This is a genomic window from Nocardiopsis tropica (genome assembly GCF_042660575.1).
Lineage (GTDB): Bacteria > Actinomycetota > Actinomycetes > Streptosporangiales > Streptosporangiaceae > Nocardiopsis > Nocardiopsis tropica.
Genome location: NZ_JBHSUF010000006.1, coordinates 165,321 through 179,066, shown reverse-complemented (window position 1 = coordinate 179,066; position 13,746 = coordinate 165,321). Strand labels below are relative to the sequence as shown.

Genomic DNA, 13,746 nt, shown 5'->3' with positions numbered 1-13,746 from the left:
CGGGAGGCAGCGGACTCCGGGTCGGGAGGGGCGGGAAGTCTGGTCGACCGCGGGCACGCCGCAGGACTCTTCAACCGTCCAGACGGTACAGTACCGTCCGGACGGTACAGTGTCAATCGTGAACGCATCGAACACCCGCGACCGAATTCTCGACTCCCTCCAGGACATCCTCATCGGCGAGGGTTATTCCGGGGTGACCCTGGAGGCCGTCGCCCGCGCCGCCTCGGTGTCCAAGGGAGGGCTCCTCTACCACTTCCCGTCGAAGGCGGCGATGCTCACCGGGCTGATCGAGCGCCTGAGCGCGCTGGCGGAGGAGGAGTTCCGCGAGGCCAGGGAGGGCCCCGAGGGCGTGGTCCGCGTGTTCCTGCGCACGTCGCTGCCGCAGAGCCCCGAGGAGCGCGAGCTGTACTGGGCCGTCATCGCCGCCCTGCGCGGCCGGGAGGACATGCCGGAGGAGGCCACCCGCAGGGTGCAGTACCTGTTCTCGCACTGGGGGGAACTGCTGCACGACGAGCTCACCGACCCCGTCCTGGCCGAGATCATCCTGCGCGCCGGGGACGGGCTGTACATGGCGGCGATCGCCGGCCTGCCGCAGCCCGAACCCGCGCTCACCCAGGAGATGATCGACCGCCTGGTCGAGGCCTCGGACAAGGTCCGCCGCCCCAGGTGAGGGGAGGCGCGGGCCCGGACCGCGGGGTCCCCGGCGCGCTCCGCCGGGCAGGCCCGGGGCGCGCGCCGGCTCAGGGCCGGAGCTGGAGGACCTGCACCTCCCTGGCGCCCACGGGGACCCGCACGGTCGGGGTGAAGCCCTGGCCCTCGTAGTACCGGATGAGCGCTCCGTCGCCGCCGGACCAGCAGTCCACGCGCACCAGGCCGACGCCCCGGTCGAGGGCCCGCCTCCGGGCGAAGGCGAGCAGCTCGCCGCCGACGCCGGCCCCGGTGTGCTCCCGGGAGACCAGCAGGAGGCGCACGTAGAGTTCGGGCTCCCCGGCCGGCGGCGCGTACGCGGGGGCCTCCTCGCGGACGGTCAGGACCCCGGCCGGGGAGCCCTCCGCCTCGGCCACCCACATCCCGTCGGAGACCAGGTCCTCGACGAGCCGCACCCGGTCGGGGTCTCGCGACCACGGTGTGTCGCCCCACTGCCCCGACCGTCCGCGCGCGGCCAGCCACGCGACGGTGCGGTCGAACATCTCCAGCACCGCCGGTAGGTCGGCCGGGCCTCCCTGCCGTAGCCTCATGTGTCCGCCTCACGCTTCGGGGAACGATCACGACCGGGACACGATAGCGGTCCGGTGCGACGACGGCTGCGCGGGGAAGGGGTTCCAGGACCCCGGTCCGGGTGTCGCCGCGGGCTCCGGGAGGTGACAATGTGGTGCTGTTCACGTGTCCGGGATCGTGGTTTACTTCCCAGTAACTTCGTAGCCGCCGCCGGGCCCCGCAGCAGTCGGGTGCCTGCCCACCCCGCGAGGTGAAGTGTGCACTACCTCTACGAGTGGGGCGTGCCGTGTCGACCGGGACGGCCCCCTTCGCGAGACTGTTGCCACCTCGCCGGAGCGTCCACGGGGTGAGAACACGCAGACGGGAAAGCGGGGGGCGGATGCACAGGCTCACCAACCAGGTACGACCGTACGCCTGGGGAGCGCGCACGGCCATCCCGCGCCTGCTGGGCGCCGACCCCGACGGCACGCCCCAGGCCGAGCTCTGGCTGGGCGCCCACCACGGCGCGCCCAGCACCGCCCACTGCGAGGACGGGCCCAGGCCCCTGCCCCGCCTGATCGCCGACGACCCGCGCCGGGTGCTGGGGCACGGGACCGCCGAGCGGTTCGGCGCACGGCTGCCCTTCCTCCTCAAGTTCCTGGCCGCCGAGGCGCCCCTCTCCCTCCAGGTGCACCCCGACGCCACCCGCGCCCGGGCCGGGTTCGACGCCGAGGAGCGCGCGGGCATCCCCCTCGACGCCCCCCACCGCAACTACCGCGACCCCCACCACAAACCCGAGCTCCTGCTCGCCCTGGAGCCGTTCGAGGCGCTGTGCGGCTTCCGCGAGCCCGCGGCCACCGGCGCCGAGCTGCGCGGGCTCACGTGCGAGCTGGCCGTGCTGCTGCGCGCGGACCTGGCGGTGCCCGACACCCACGCGGCCCTGCGCGCGGCCCTCACACGCCTGCTCACCCTCCCCGACGGCAGCAGGGAGCGCCTGCTCGACGAGTTCGTCGCCGAGTGGTCCGCGTCCGGCCCCCGGGGGGCCCACGGCGACATCGTCGCCGACCTCGCCGTCCGCTACCCGGGCGATCCGGGCGCGGTCGCGTCGCTCCTGCTCAACAGGGTCACACTGGGGCCGGGGCAGGCCCTGTTCCTGCCCGCCGGCAACCTGCACGCCTACCTCCAGGGGACGGCGGTCGAGGTGATGGCCAGCTCGGACAACGTGCTGCGCGCGGGGCTGACCGCCAAGCACGTGGACGCCCCCGAACTCCTGGACGTGGTGGACTTCTCGGTGCTGCCGATCCCCTACGCGCGGCCCGGCCTGCTGGAGGGGAGGCGGGAGTTCCGCCCGGCCGCCCCCGAGTTCGCGCTGCACGAGATCGGGCCGGGCCGCGTCGCGGCCCACCTGCCGGGGGAGGGGCCCACGGTGGTGCTGGCCCTGCACGGGCGGGTGGAACTGGTCGCGGAGGTCGGCCAGGGCCTGACCCTGGAACGCGGGGAGTCGGTGTTCGTGCAGGCGGACAGCGGGCCGATCAAGGTCGAGGGGCACGGGCACGTCGTCGCGGCCACGGTCGGCTCCCAGTGACGGAGCGGTCCGCCGCCCGCGCCGGACGGGGGCGCCGCCCCGGCCCGGCGCGCGGGGAGGTGTCCGCGCGCCGATACCCTTGGCCTCTCTGTTCCCACTGATCACACGAGGGGTACCACCATGGCGCTCGAGCGTCCGGAGATCGACTTCATCGAGGGCCCGCCGCCCGCCGACCTGGAGATCACCGACATCAAGGTCGGCGAAGGCGCGCAGGCCGGCCACGGCAGCACCGTCGACGTCCACTACGTGGGCGTCGCCTTCTCCAGCGGCGAGGAGTTCGACGCCAGCTGGAACCGCGGAGAACCGCTGAGCTTCCGTCTCGGGGCCGGCCAGGTCATCTCCGGCTGGGACCAGGGTGTCCTGGGCATGCGCGTGGGAGGCCGGCGCAAGCTGGTCATCCCCCCGCACCTGGCCTACGGCGACCGCGGCGCCGGCGGCGCCATCAAGCCGGGCGAGACCCTGATCTTCGTCTGCGACCTCGTCGGCGTCCGCTGACCCGACCGGCGCCGGGGGCCGGTCCCCCGGACACGCGGAGCGCGGAGGGGCCCGTGCCGCGCCCACGGGCGCGGCACGGGCCCCTCCGTCCGCCTAGCCCAGGGTTGCGCCCACCTTGATGTGGCCCCTGAGCAGGTCGCGGGCGATCGTGCGGCGCTGGATCTCGTCGGTCCCCTCGAAGATGCGCAGCAGCCGGACGTCGCGGTAGAAGCGCTCGATCGGCAGTTCGCGGGTGTAGCCCATGCCGCCGTGGATCTGCATGACCCGGTCGACGATCTCGTTGGCCTTCACCCCGCCGAAGAGCTTGGCGATGGACTGCGCGTGGCGCGAGTCCCGCCCCACCGACACCTGCCAGGCGGCGTGCAGGACGAGCAGGCGCAGGGCCTCGATCTCGGTCTGGGAGTCGGCGATCATCCACTGGATGGCCTGGCGGTCGGCGATGGGCGCCCCGAACGTCTCGCGGGTCCGGGAGTACTCGATCGCCATGTCCAGCAGGCGCTCGCACCCGCCGAGCGCGCGGGCGGGCAGCAGGTAGCGGCCCTTGCCGATCCACTTCATGGCCAGGGAGAACCCGTGCCCCTCCTCGCCCAGGATGTTCTCGTGGGGCACGCGCACGTCCTGGAAGACCAGGGAGGCGGGGCGGCGCTCGCCCATGGTGTCGATGGGCTCGGAGGTCCAGCCCGCGTCGCGGTCGACGAGGAAGCAGGTCACGCCCCCGTCGGCGCCCTTCTCCGGGTCGGTGACCGCGAAGACCATGGCGAAGTCGGCCTCGTTGCCGCCGGTGATGAAGGTCTTCTCGCCGTTGATCACCCACTCGTCGCCGTCGCGGACCGCGCGGGTGCGGATGGCCTTGGCGTCGGAGCCCGCGCCGGGCTCGGTGATGGCGAAGCAGGAGCGGCGCTCGCCGGCGATCGTGGGCAGGAGGTAGCGCTCCTTCTGCTCCTCGTTGGCGTGGTACAGGATGTTGTCGGCCTCGCCGCCGAACTTGAAGGTCAGGAAGGTTCTGCCCAGTTCGATCTCGATGATCGCCGCGGTGACCGGGTCCAGGCCCATGCCGCCGTACCCGGTCGGCGTCTCCACGCCCCAGAAGTCGGACTTGCGGGCCAGCTCGCGCAGGCGGGTGCGCTCCTCGGAGTTCAGGCCGGGCGGGTGGCCCTCGCGCTCCCGGCGCAGCACCTCGTTCTCCAGCGGCATCAGCTCCCGCTCGACGAAGGTCCGCACCCAGTCGCGTACGGCGCGCTGTTCTTCGCTCAACGAGAAATCGATCACGGCCTGCTCCCCAGTAACCTAACAGTGTTCGGTTATTTGAGGGTACGGTGTGTCCGGCCGTGCGTGCAAGAGGTCGCGGCATCGGGGTTCCCACGCGTTCCGGCCGCGGACCGGAGGTGACCGGCTGCCCGCGGCAGCGCCCCGCCGGCGCCGCGGGGACCCGGCGCCGGACGTGCGCCGCGTACTGACGTGCGATGATCGGGCCGGGCGCCGGACGGACCGGGCGCCTCCCACAGCGGAGAGAGGGATCCCCCGTGGCCCGACCCAGGACGCCGATCCTGAGCAGACCAGCCATCCGACTGGCCGCGCTCACGCTCATCGACCGCGACGGTCTCGACGGGCTGTCGATGCGCAAGCTGGCCCAGGAGCTCGACGTGCAGGCCGCCTCCCTCTACAGCCACTACCGGACCAAGGAGGAGCTGCTCACCGAGGTCGCGGACGAGGTCACCGCCCACATCGACGTCTCGGGGTTCGACGGCGGCGACTGGCGCGAGGGCCTCACCGTCTGGGCGCGCTCCTACCGCGACGCCCTCGCCGAGCATCCCCACCTGCTCCCGGTCGTGTCCGCGGGCCCCGGCCGCCGGGAGGAGGCGCTGCGGCGCGCCGACGCCGTGCACGGCGGGCTCGTCGGCGCGGGCTGGCCGCCCCGCTACGCCACGATGATCGGCGCCTCCACGAAGTACCTCGTCGTGGGGGCCGCGACCAACTCCTTCGCCCGGGGGTTCGACGACGACGTGCGCGTCTACCGGGACCGCTACCCCAACCTGTCACAGGCCCACCGGCTCGCCGAGCACGCCGCGGAGATCGACGACGCGAGCTTCGAGCTGGCCCTGTCGGCCTTCCTGGACGGGCTCACCGACGTCTTCGCCAGGGTGCGGGTCACACCCCACGACTGACCGCGCACGCGGGAAGGCGCGGCGCGGTCCCCGTCCAGGACCGCGCCGCGCCGGCTGGCCGGGTCCCCGGACCCGCGGGCTCAGGAGCCGGTCGGCCTCGTCTCGGCGTTGCCCTCGATGGCGGTGCGCTCCAGCCGGTCCAGCAGGGAGCCGTTCGCCGGCACGGTCCGCAGGGCGACCTCCTTGCCGTACCTGATCCGGGCGAACGCCTCCGGGAGCCGCGCCTCCAACCGCCGGTACGCGACCCGGCCGAGCCACCACGCCGCGAGCGCCCCGTTGAGCACGCCCACCGGCGCCGCCGCCCACGGGAGGCCGGCCAGGCCGAGGAACACGGCGGCGAGCACGGCGGGCGCCGACAGCAGCGGCAGGGCCACCAGCGCGATCCACACCTGCACCTGGTTGTCGCCCGAGTCGTTGGCGTCCACCCTCAGCTGCGGGTCCACCCCGGGGGAGAGCGCCACCACCGACAGCAGGAGCGCGAGCCCGCTCCCCACGCCGAAGAACACCGCCATACCGGTGACCACGTACGGCCACGCCCAGGGCGATCCCGTCGCCACGACGAACACCGCGCTCAGCAGGGTCGCGCCCGGCACGATCAGCAGCAGGATCGCCACCTGGCGGCCGCGCACGTCCGCCCGCACCGTGTCCCGGCCCTGGCCGACCACCGACAGCCACAGCGCGGTCCCGTCGTGCCCGTACATGTTCGAGGTGGCCAGCGCCATGATGAAGGCCGCGATCACCCCGGCGAACGGCGCGAAGAAGGAGAACGTGCCGCTGGACCAGGTCAGCAGGCCGATGAACAGCGCCGCCCACAGCGACGCGCGCAGTTCCAGGCCGCGCCACGGGTCGCGCCACCACTGGCGCAGCTCCTTGCCGACCACCGCGCCCAGGGGGGTGTCCGGCAGCAGGGGGAACCGGGGCCCGCGGGACGTCGGCGGACGCGCGCCCAGGGGCCGGCCCCGGCGCCGCACGCCGCGCGCCCCGATCCGGGGGGCCAGCAGTACGGCGGTCACCGCGACCAGCGCCCCGGTGAGCAGCGCCAGCGCGCCGATCCAGGCGGAGGCCGCCCCCCAGGACCCCGCGGCCGCGGCCTGGACGGCGAGCACCGGCCAGGAGGTCGGCAGGGCGGAGAGCACCGCGCCGACCGCGCCCTCGCCCAGACCGTTCTCGCTCAGGCCCAGGGTCGCGGTGAACGCGGGCTGGACCGCCATCCACCCGAAGAAGAGCCCGGCGAGGATCAGGCCCCACTGCACCGACGCGATCTCCATCCCCAGCCGCGAGTGCATCGCCGCGCCCAGGGCGCGGAACACCAGCCTGGACAGCGAGACCACGAACACCCACAGCAGCAGGATCCCCGGGACCGCCACCAGCAGGGCCGCCGGGTCCACCGCCAGCGCGTGCCAGGACAGGGCGGCCAGCGCCACCAGGGTCAGGGCGGGGCCGATGTCGAAGAACATGGTCAGCAGCAGGATCGCGCCCAGCCGGCGCCGGTCCAGGGGCAGCAGCGCGAAGTACTGCGAGCGCAGGACCCCCGTGCCGTTGGCGACGGTCGGACCGAGCATCCAGGCCGCGGCCCACACCGCGAACACCAGGGACAGCAGGTCCGCCCGCACGGCGTCCGAACCGGCCGCCAGGGCGAAGTACCAGGTGATGCCGAGACCGAGGACCGCGAGGGCGGTCCCGAACAGGCGCATCCCCGTGGGGGAGTGGCGCAGCAGGGTGAACTTCAGCCGGATCAGGAGGACAGCCACGCCAGTTCCCCCTCCCCGACCTCGCGGGCGCCCACCAGGCGGACGAAGGTGTCCTCCAGGGTGGCGTCCGCCCCCCGCACGTCCGCCAGGGACCCGTCGGCCAGCACCCGGCCCCGGGCGATGACGGCCACCCGGTCGGTCAGCTGCTCCACCAGCGCCATCACGTGGCTGGAGACCACCACCGTGCCGCCGCCGTCGGTGAACCGCCGCAGGATCGCCGTGAGCACCCTCGCCGACACAGGGTCCACCGCCTCGTACGGCTCGTCGAGCACGAGGACCTTCGGGGCGTGCAGCAGGGCGGTGGCCAGGCCGATCTTCTTGCGCATGCCGGTCGAGTACTCCGCGACCAGGACCGAGTCCGCCTCGGCCCCGTCCAGCTCCAGCACGCGCAGCAGCTCCTCGCTCCGGGCCCGGACCACCCCCCGTTCGAGCCCCCGCAACCGCCCCCAGTGGTCGAGGAGCTCGCCGCCGGTCAGGCGCTCCGGCAGGGCCAGGCCGTCCGGCAGCACCCCCAGCAGGCGCTTGGCGGAGACCGGGTCCCCCCACACGTCCGTGCCCAGCACCCGCGCGGTCCCGCTGTCCGGGCGGAGCAGCCCCACCGCCATGGACAGCGACGTGGTCTTGCCGGCCCCGTTGGGGCCGACCAGTCCGAGCATCGCCCCGCGCGGGACGGACAGGGACACCCCGTCGGCCGCCCTGGTCTCGTTGAAGGTCTTGGTCAGCCCGTCCAGTTCCAGCGCGGGCACGTTATCGCTCATCCCCCCATGCTCAGGCTGCGGGGACCCGGGCGCATCGTCCGAGTGGTCACGGCCGATCGGCCGATCGGCCGCCCGTGGGGCGGTCCTCGGACGGAGGCGGGCGGGGCGGCGGCGGTTCTAGGCTGGTGGCGACGAGAGGGAGGGCGGCCAGTGCGCACCACGCCGGCGGCGACCGGGGGGAAGGACGGGGAGGGGGCGGTGCCCGGGGCCGCGGGGACGCCCGGGGGCTCCCGCCGGCGGTGGCGGGACGCGGTCGTGGACGCCCTCCTGTTCGCCACCGCCTTCCTGTGGTGGCTGAACGTCTCCGTCGGCTACTTCGCCGGGCACCTCATCGGCCTGTCGCACTACGTGCCGGAGTGGCTCTTCGTGCCCGACGCGGTCGCCGGGGCGGTCGGCTGCCTGGTGCTCCTCCTGCGCCGCAGGCGCCCCCTCGCCGTGGCCCTGGTCCTGTGCGTCCTGGCGGCCTTCTCCAACTCGGTCACCGCCGCCCTGGTCGTCGGCCTCGTCGGCCTCGCGATCCGCCGCCCCTGGCAGCAGGCGGCGTGGGTGGTGGCGCTCACCATGCTCCTGGGCCTGCCCTGGCTCGTCACCGTGCCGCCCGGCCGGGTCGAGAGCGTCCTCTCCGTCGCGCTCGCGGCCTCCCTCGTCACGGGCAGCGTCGGCTGGGGCGTCGCCGTCCGCGCCCGCCGCCAGCTGGTGGAGCGCCTGCGGGCCGACGTCCGGCGCGAACGCGCGGACCGGGAGCGGCGGCTGGAGGACGCCCGCTCCGAGGAGCGGCGCCGTATCGCCAGGGAGATGCACGACGTGGTCGCGCACCGCATGTCCCTGCTGTCGGTGCACGCCGGAGCCCTCGCCTACAGGACCGAACGGGCCGAGGCGGGCGCCGCCGCGCCGCTGGAGGCCGCGGAGCTCGGCGCCGCGGTCCGGGTCATCCGGGACAACGCGCACCGCGCCCTGGAGGAGCTCAGCGGGGTCCTGGAGGTCCTGCGCTCCACGGACACCCTGCCGGGCGGGGCGGACGACCACGCCGGCACCGCCGCTCCCGCGGCGGGGCTCGCCGACGCCGGGCGGCTGGTCGGGGAGGCGGTCGCCGCGGGGCAGCGGGTGGGGTGGGAGCTCGACGCCCCGGCCGGGGCCGAGCCGGGGGGTCAGGTGGCGCGCACCGTCTACCGGGTGGTGCAGGAGGGGCTGACCAACACGCGCAAGCACGCCCCGGGGGCCAGGGTGGCCGTGCGGGTGGCCGGCGGCCCGGGGCGGGGCGTGGAGGTGTCGGTGACCAGCGCGCTGCCGGTCGGGGTGGTCTCCGGCGAGATCCCGGGCGCGGGCGCGGGCCTGACGGGGCTGGCCGAGCGGGTCGCGCTGGAGGGCGGCGAGCTGTTCCACGGGGCGCAGGGCGGGGTGTTCCGCCTGTCCGCGACCCTGCCGTGGCCGGAACCCCCGGAGGTGCCATAGTGGTGGCCGTGCCTACCGACCCCGTACGCGTACTCCTCGTCGACGACGACCCCCTGGTGCGCGCGGGGCTGCGGATCATGCTCTCCGGCGACGACCGCATCGAGGTCGTGGGCGGGGCGGGCGACGGCTCCGAGGTCGCCGCGGCCGTCGCCGAGCACCGCCCCGACGTGGTGCTGATGGACGTGCGCATGCCCGGCGTGGACGGGATCACCGCCACCGAGGGCCTGCGCGGCGGAGCATCGGGCGGGGAAGGCGCACGGCCCCAGGTCATCGTCCTGACCACGTTCGACGCCGACGCCACGGTGGTGCGGGCCCTGCGGGCGGGCGCCGCCGGATACCTGCTCAAGCACACAGAACCCGAGCGCATCGTGGAGTCGGTGCTCCGCGCCGCGGCCGGCGAGCCCGTGCTCTCGCCGGGCGTGGCCCGCGCGCTGATGGATCGGGCGGCCGGGGAGGACCCGGCCGAGCGCTCCGAGGCGCCCACCCGCAGGGAGCGGGCACGGCGGAGGCTGGAGCTGCTCACCGAACGGGAGCGGGAGGTCGCCGAGGCCGTGACCGCGGGACTGTCCAACGCGGAGATCGCGGAACGCCTGTACATGTCCATGGGGACGGTGAAGTCCCACGTGTCCAGCGCGCTCGCGAAGCTGGACCTGACCGGCCGCGTGCAGCTGGCCCTGCTCACCCACGACGCGCGGTCGGAGGACTGACCGGCGCGCGCCGGGCACGGCGGGGCGGGCAGGCCCCGGGGCCCCCTGTTCCCAGCAAACCGCACGCCGCCCCGGGGCGCCGGACGGTTCCCGGGCCTGTGGACGGCGCGTCGACGCCGCGGGGGCGGGCGTGCCCGCCCCCGGCCCCGGTCGCCGCCCCCGCTCGCGTCGGCCGCGGGCATCGCTACGCGGCCCCGCCGTCGTCGGTCGCCCTCGCGGCCCCCTGTCGGCGGCCCCGGGCGTGCCCCGGCGCGGAACGCCCGTCCGTCCCGCCCCGGGGCCCTGCCGCCCGCGGGGTCGGCCGGGCTCAGTCCCGGGCGGCCGCGACCAGGGCCCGCGCGAGGCGGTCCGCCTCGCCGCCCTCGGGGAAGGGGGTGCCGGTGGCCAGACGGACCAGGACCGCCCCGGACAGCAGGTCGGCGACCAGCGGGGCGCGGTCGGGGTCGGAGACCTCCCCGCGTGCGGCGGCGCGGGCGAGGACCTCCCGGACCAGGGTCGTCCGCTGCTCCAGGAGCGAGCGCAGGACCGCGGAGCCCTCCCCGTCCCGGAGGGCGTCGGAGAGCGCGTGCCGGGCCAGGGCCTGGAGCGGAGTCCCGCCGAACACCCCCTGGACGACGCCGACCGCTGCGGTGAGGTCGCCCTCCAGCGACCCGGTGTCGGGCACCTCCATCCGGTCGGCGCCGACCTGTCCGGCGACGGCCGCCACCAGGTCCCGCTTGGTCGGGTAGCGCCGGAACACACTCGTGCGCCCGACCCCCGCCCGCGCCGCCACCTCGTCGAAGGTCAGCCCGAACCCGCGCTCCACCAGCAGTTCCAGCGCCGCGGCGCGGATCGCCTCGTCCACGGCCGGATCGGGACGGCGGCCGCCCCTGGCCCCATTTCCCGCGGTGCCCATGATGCTTCCTCCCGGGCCTTGACAGCAGTAGAGGTACTCGTAGTATCGGTACTCGGAGTTCCGGTACCCAGAGTACCGGAAGAGGCGTACCAGCCGCCGCGCCCCCCGAGGAGCACAGCCATGAGCGTCACCATCGTCGGAGCGGGGCCCACCGGCCTCATGCTCGCCGGAGACCTGGCCGAGGCCGGGATCGACGTCCGGGTCCTGGAGAAGCGCGCCCGGGAGACCGGCCCGACCCGCGGGTTCGCCGTCCACGCCCGCGCCCTCGAACTGCTCGACGTGCGGGGGCTCGCCGACACCCTCGTCGCCCAGGGCTTCCCCGTCCCCGAGGTGCGCGTCGCCTTCGGCGACGGCCGCGGCCTCACCCTCGACATGCGCCACCCCGAGAGCCGCTTCCCGTTCGTCCTCGTGGTCCGGCAGGGCCGTACCGAGGCCCTCCTCCGGCAGCGGGCCGAACGGCTCGGCGTGCCCGTGGTCCGGGGCGCCGAGGTCACCGGGCTCGCCCAGGACGGGGACGGCGTCGACCTCACCGTCCGCACCGCCGACGGCGAGCGCACCGAACGGGCCGACCGCGTCGTCGGAACGGACGGCGCGCACAGCACCGTCCGGGAACTCCTGGGGGTGCGGTTCAGCGGCCACGGCTACGACACGCGCATCCTGCTCGCCGACGTCCGGCTCAGGCGGGAACTGCCGCCGGCGGTCAACCCGTTCGTCGGACCCGACGGCGTCGCCCTCCTCCCGCCCTACGGCGACGGCTGGTACCGCGCCACCGTCTGGGACCGCGCCCGCCAGGACGCCCCGCCGGGCGGACCGGTCGACGCGGAGGAGGTCGCCGAGTCCCTCCGGAGACTCTCCGGCGGTGTCCTGGACGTCGCGGAGGTGCGCTGGTCGGCGCGCCTCCTCAGCGAACGCCGACAGGCGAGGGACTACCGCGTCGGCAGGGTCCTGCTCGCCGGGGACGCCGCGCACGTCCACTCGCCCATGGGCGCCATGGGCACGAGCACCGGCCTCCAGGACGCGGCCAACCTCTCCTGGAAGCTCGCGGCCGTCGAGAAGGGGTGGGCCCCCGCCTGGCTCCTCGACTCCTACGAGGCCGAGCGCCACCGGGCCGGCCGCGCCACCCTCCGCCTCAGCGACATGATCCTGCGCGCGGCCGTCGCCCCGGCGCCCGTGCGCGCGGTGCGCTCCCGGGTGGTTCCGGCGCTGGCCGGCGTCCACGCGTTCGCGGACAGGGTCCGCCTGCGGCTCGCGGGGCTCGGCCACTCCTACGAGCTCCCCGACGGCCTCACCGTCTCCGACACCACGGGCACGCGCGTGGACGACCTGCCGCTCACCGTCGGGGACCGGCCCGCGCGGCTGTACGAGCTGATGGACGGCGTCCGCTTCACCCTGCTCGACGCCTCCCCCGACGGCGCCGCGGCCGAGGCGGCCCTGCCCTGGGCGGACCGGGTCCGGATCCTGCGGGTCCGGGGCGACCTGCCCGGCGGGGCGCAGGTCCTCCTGGTGCGCCCCGACGGCTACGCCGCGTGGGACGACGCGCACCCCGACGCGGAGGAGGAGCGGACCGTGCTCCGGCAGTGGGCCGGAGCGGAGGCGGGCGGGCCGCGGCCCTGAGTCGGCGGCCGGACCCGGGCCGGCGGACGCCGGAACGCGACGCCCCGGCCCGCCACCGGGCCGGTCGTCGCCACCGCGTACGCCCACCGGAGCGGTTCCGGCCCCCTGCCCCGGCCAGGGGCGCCGACACCGCCGCCGACACCGCCGCCGACACCGCCGCCGACAGGCCGTAGCGGGCCGCGAACGCGCACGGCGACGGCCGCGTGCCCTTCGACCCCGGCAGGGCCGTCCCGGAGAACGACCCGGGTGCGCCCGCCGTCGCCGCGGCGGACAGCGGGGCCCGGCCACGGGCCGCTCCGGACCGCCGGGGCCGGGGAGGCCGCGTCGCCCGGAGAATTCGTCGGTACGGCCTCACTTCCCGGGCGCCTGTGAACGCCAAGAAAAGTAGCGACTCCGGCCACGAAAGGAGGAACCGTAAAAAGGCGACCTCCGATATCAGAGGACATTTTTCCCGCCAAGGGCGAACAGGGGCAGAAAACGGTCCGGGGCCGCTCCGCCGCCGGGGGCGTTGGTAGCTTTGACCCCAGTGCACCCGTGACGCCCCGCCCCGTCCGGGGAGGGGCGACCGACGAGGAAGGCGGTCCCCCGTGGCCAGGACGCGTGTGATCTGGGCGAAGAAGCTCCCGGAGGTCTACAGCAAGCTGGACGAGATCGACAAGGTCATCGCCGGCCACCTGGAGGGAAGCCTCCTGGAGCTGGTGAAGCTGCGCTCCTCGGTGATCAACGGCTGCTCCTTCTGCGTCGACCTGCACACCCGGGTCGCCCTCAAGCAGGGGGAGACCCAGCGGCGGCTGTTCCTCGTCTCCGCCTGGTACGAGGCGGGGGCCGTCTTCACCGACGCGGAGCGGGCCGCCCTCGCGCTCACCGACGAGATGACCCGCCTGGGCGAGCACGGGGTGTCCGACGAGACCTACGACGCCGCCGCCGAGCACTTCGACGACCAGCAGCTGGCCGCGCTCATGTCCGCGATCGCGATGATCAACCTGTACAACCGGCTCGCGGTCACCAGCCACCTGCACCCGCCCGCGAACTGACCGGGCGGAGGGCACGGGCCGAGGGCCCCGGCCGCGCGGTCCGGGCCCTTCCGCGGAAGGGCCCGGACCGCGCCCGCACCCCCTCTCGCTCCG

At 75.2% G+C, this 13,746-nt stretch carries 13 protein-coding genes; 8 read left to right on the top strand and 5 right to left on the bottom strand.

Translation table 11 applies throughout. From position 1 onward, the window contains the following. The first annotated feature begins 118 nt into the window (after window positions 1–118). On the top strand, window positions 119–670 hold the full coding sequence (locus ACFQBR_RS11755) for a TetR/AcrR family transcriptional regulator (RefSeq protein ID WP_330156561.1): 552 nt from the start codon (window positions 119–121) through the stop codon (window positions 668–670). 70 nt (window positions 671–740) lie between these two features. Here the strand turns inward: ACFQBR_RS11755 and ACFQBR_RS11750 are convergent, their stop codons facing one another. Next, entirely contained in the window at window positions 741–1,238 is a 498-nt protein-coding gene (locus tag ACFQBR_RS11750; RefSeq protein ID WP_344184351.1) for a GNAT family N-acetyltransferase, read from the bottom strand. A 359-nt stretch (window positions 1,239–1,597) separates the two neighbouring features. Here ACFQBR_RS11750 and manA point away from each other — a divergent pair, with 359 nt between their 5' ends. Both manA and ACFQBR_RS11740 read left to right on the top strand, forming a co-directional pair. Next, the gene (gene manA / locus ACFQBR_RS11745) at window positions 1,598–2,782 is read left to right on the top strand and encodes a mannose-6-phosphate isomerase, class I (RefSeq protein WP_344184352.1); all 1,185 of its coding nucleotides are present in this window, start codon (window positions 1,598–1,600) and stop codon (window positions 2,780–2,782) included. A 120-nt stretch (window positions 2,783–2,902) separates the two neighbouring features. After that, the gene (locus ACFQBR_RS11740; protein ID WP_267948732.1) at window positions 2,903–3,277 is read left to right on the top strand and encodes an FKBP-type peptidyl-prolyl cis-trans isomerase; all 375 of its coding nucleotides are present in this window, start codon (window positions 2,903–2,905) and stop codon (window positions 3,275–3,277) included. Window positions 3,278–3,370: 93 nt separating this feature from the next. Here the strand turns inward: ACFQBR_RS11740 and ACFQBR_RS11735 are convergent, their stop codons facing one another. Next, a complete protein-coding gene (locus tag ACFQBR_RS11735) occupies window positions 3,371–4,546 on the bottom strand; it encodes an acyl-CoA dehydrogenase family protein (protein ID WP_344184353.1) in 1,176 nt (391 codons plus the stop codon). A gap of 254 nt (window positions 4,547–4,800) precedes the next feature. Here ACFQBR_RS11735 and ACFQBR_RS11730 point away from each other — a divergent pair, with 254 nt between their 5' ends. Next, entirely contained in the window at window positions 4,801–5,442 is a 642-nt protein-coding gene (locus tag ACFQBR_RS11730; protein WP_344184354.1) for a TetR/AcrR family transcriptional regulator, read from the top strand. A gap of 80 nt (window positions 5,443–5,522) precedes the next feature. Here ACFQBR_RS11730 and ACFQBR_RS11725 read toward each other — a convergent pair whose 3' ends face one another. After that, entirely contained in the window at window positions 5,523–7,193 is a 1,671-nt protein-coding gene (locus ACFQBR_RS11725; RefSeq protein WP_344184355.1) for a hypothetical protein, read from the bottom strand. Further along, a complete protein-coding gene (locus ACFQBR_RS11720; RefSeq protein ID WP_344184356.1) occupies window positions 7,178–7,951 on the bottom strand; it encodes an ABC transporter ATP-binding protein in 774 nt (257 codons plus the stop codon). The genes ACFQBR_RS11725 and ACFQBR_RS11720 overlap by 16 nt, the downstream gene beginning before the upstream one ends. Before the next feature lie 150 nt (window positions 7,952–8,101). Between ACFQBR_RS11720 and ACFQBR_RS11715 the strand changes: the two genes are divergently transcribed. Then, window positions 8,102–9,403 carry a sensor histidine kinase gene (locus ACFQBR_RS11715; protein WP_344184357.1) on the top strand — a complete coding sequence of 434 codons (1,302 nt, stop codon included), beginning with the start codon at window positions 8,102–8,104 and terminating at the stop codon, window positions 9,401–9,403. Further along, the gene (locus tag ACFQBR_RS11710) at window positions 9,403–10,110 is read left to right on the top strand and encodes a response regulator transcription factor (RefSeq protein WP_344184358.1); all 708 of its coding nucleotides are present in this window, start codon (window positions 9,403–9,405) and stop codon (window positions 10,108–10,110) included. The genes ACFQBR_RS11715 and ACFQBR_RS11710 overlap by 1 nt, the downstream gene beginning before the upstream one ends. Window positions 10,111–10,417: 307 nt before the next feature. On the opposite strand, the gene ACFQBR_RS11705 is transcribed toward ACFQBR_RS11710, so the two are convergent. Further along, on the bottom strand, window positions 10,418–11,005 hold the full coding sequence (locus ACFQBR_RS11705) for a TetR/AcrR family transcriptional regulator (protein WP_344185479.1): 588 nt from the start codon (window positions 11,003–11,005) through the stop codon (window positions 10,418–10,420). A gap of 120 nt (window positions 11,006–11,125) precedes the next feature. On the opposite strand from ACFQBR_RS11705, the gene ACFQBR_RS11700 reads away from it, so the two are divergent. Continuing rightward, window positions 11,126–12,619: an FAD-dependent monooxygenase gene (locus ACFQBR_RS11700; RefSeq protein WP_344185477.1), complete on the top strand. Its 1,494-nt coding sequence runs from the start codon at window positions 11,126–11,128 to the stop codon at window positions 12,617–12,619. 587 nt (window positions 12,620–13,206) lie between these two features. Further along, window positions 13,207–13,653, top strand: a complete 447-nt coding sequence (locus ACFQBR_RS11695; protein ID WP_267948740.1) for a carboxymuconolactone decarboxylase family protein — start codon at window positions 13,207–13,209, stop codon at window positions 13,651–13,653. The last annotated feature ends 93 nt before the right edge of the window (window positions 13,654–13,746 follow it).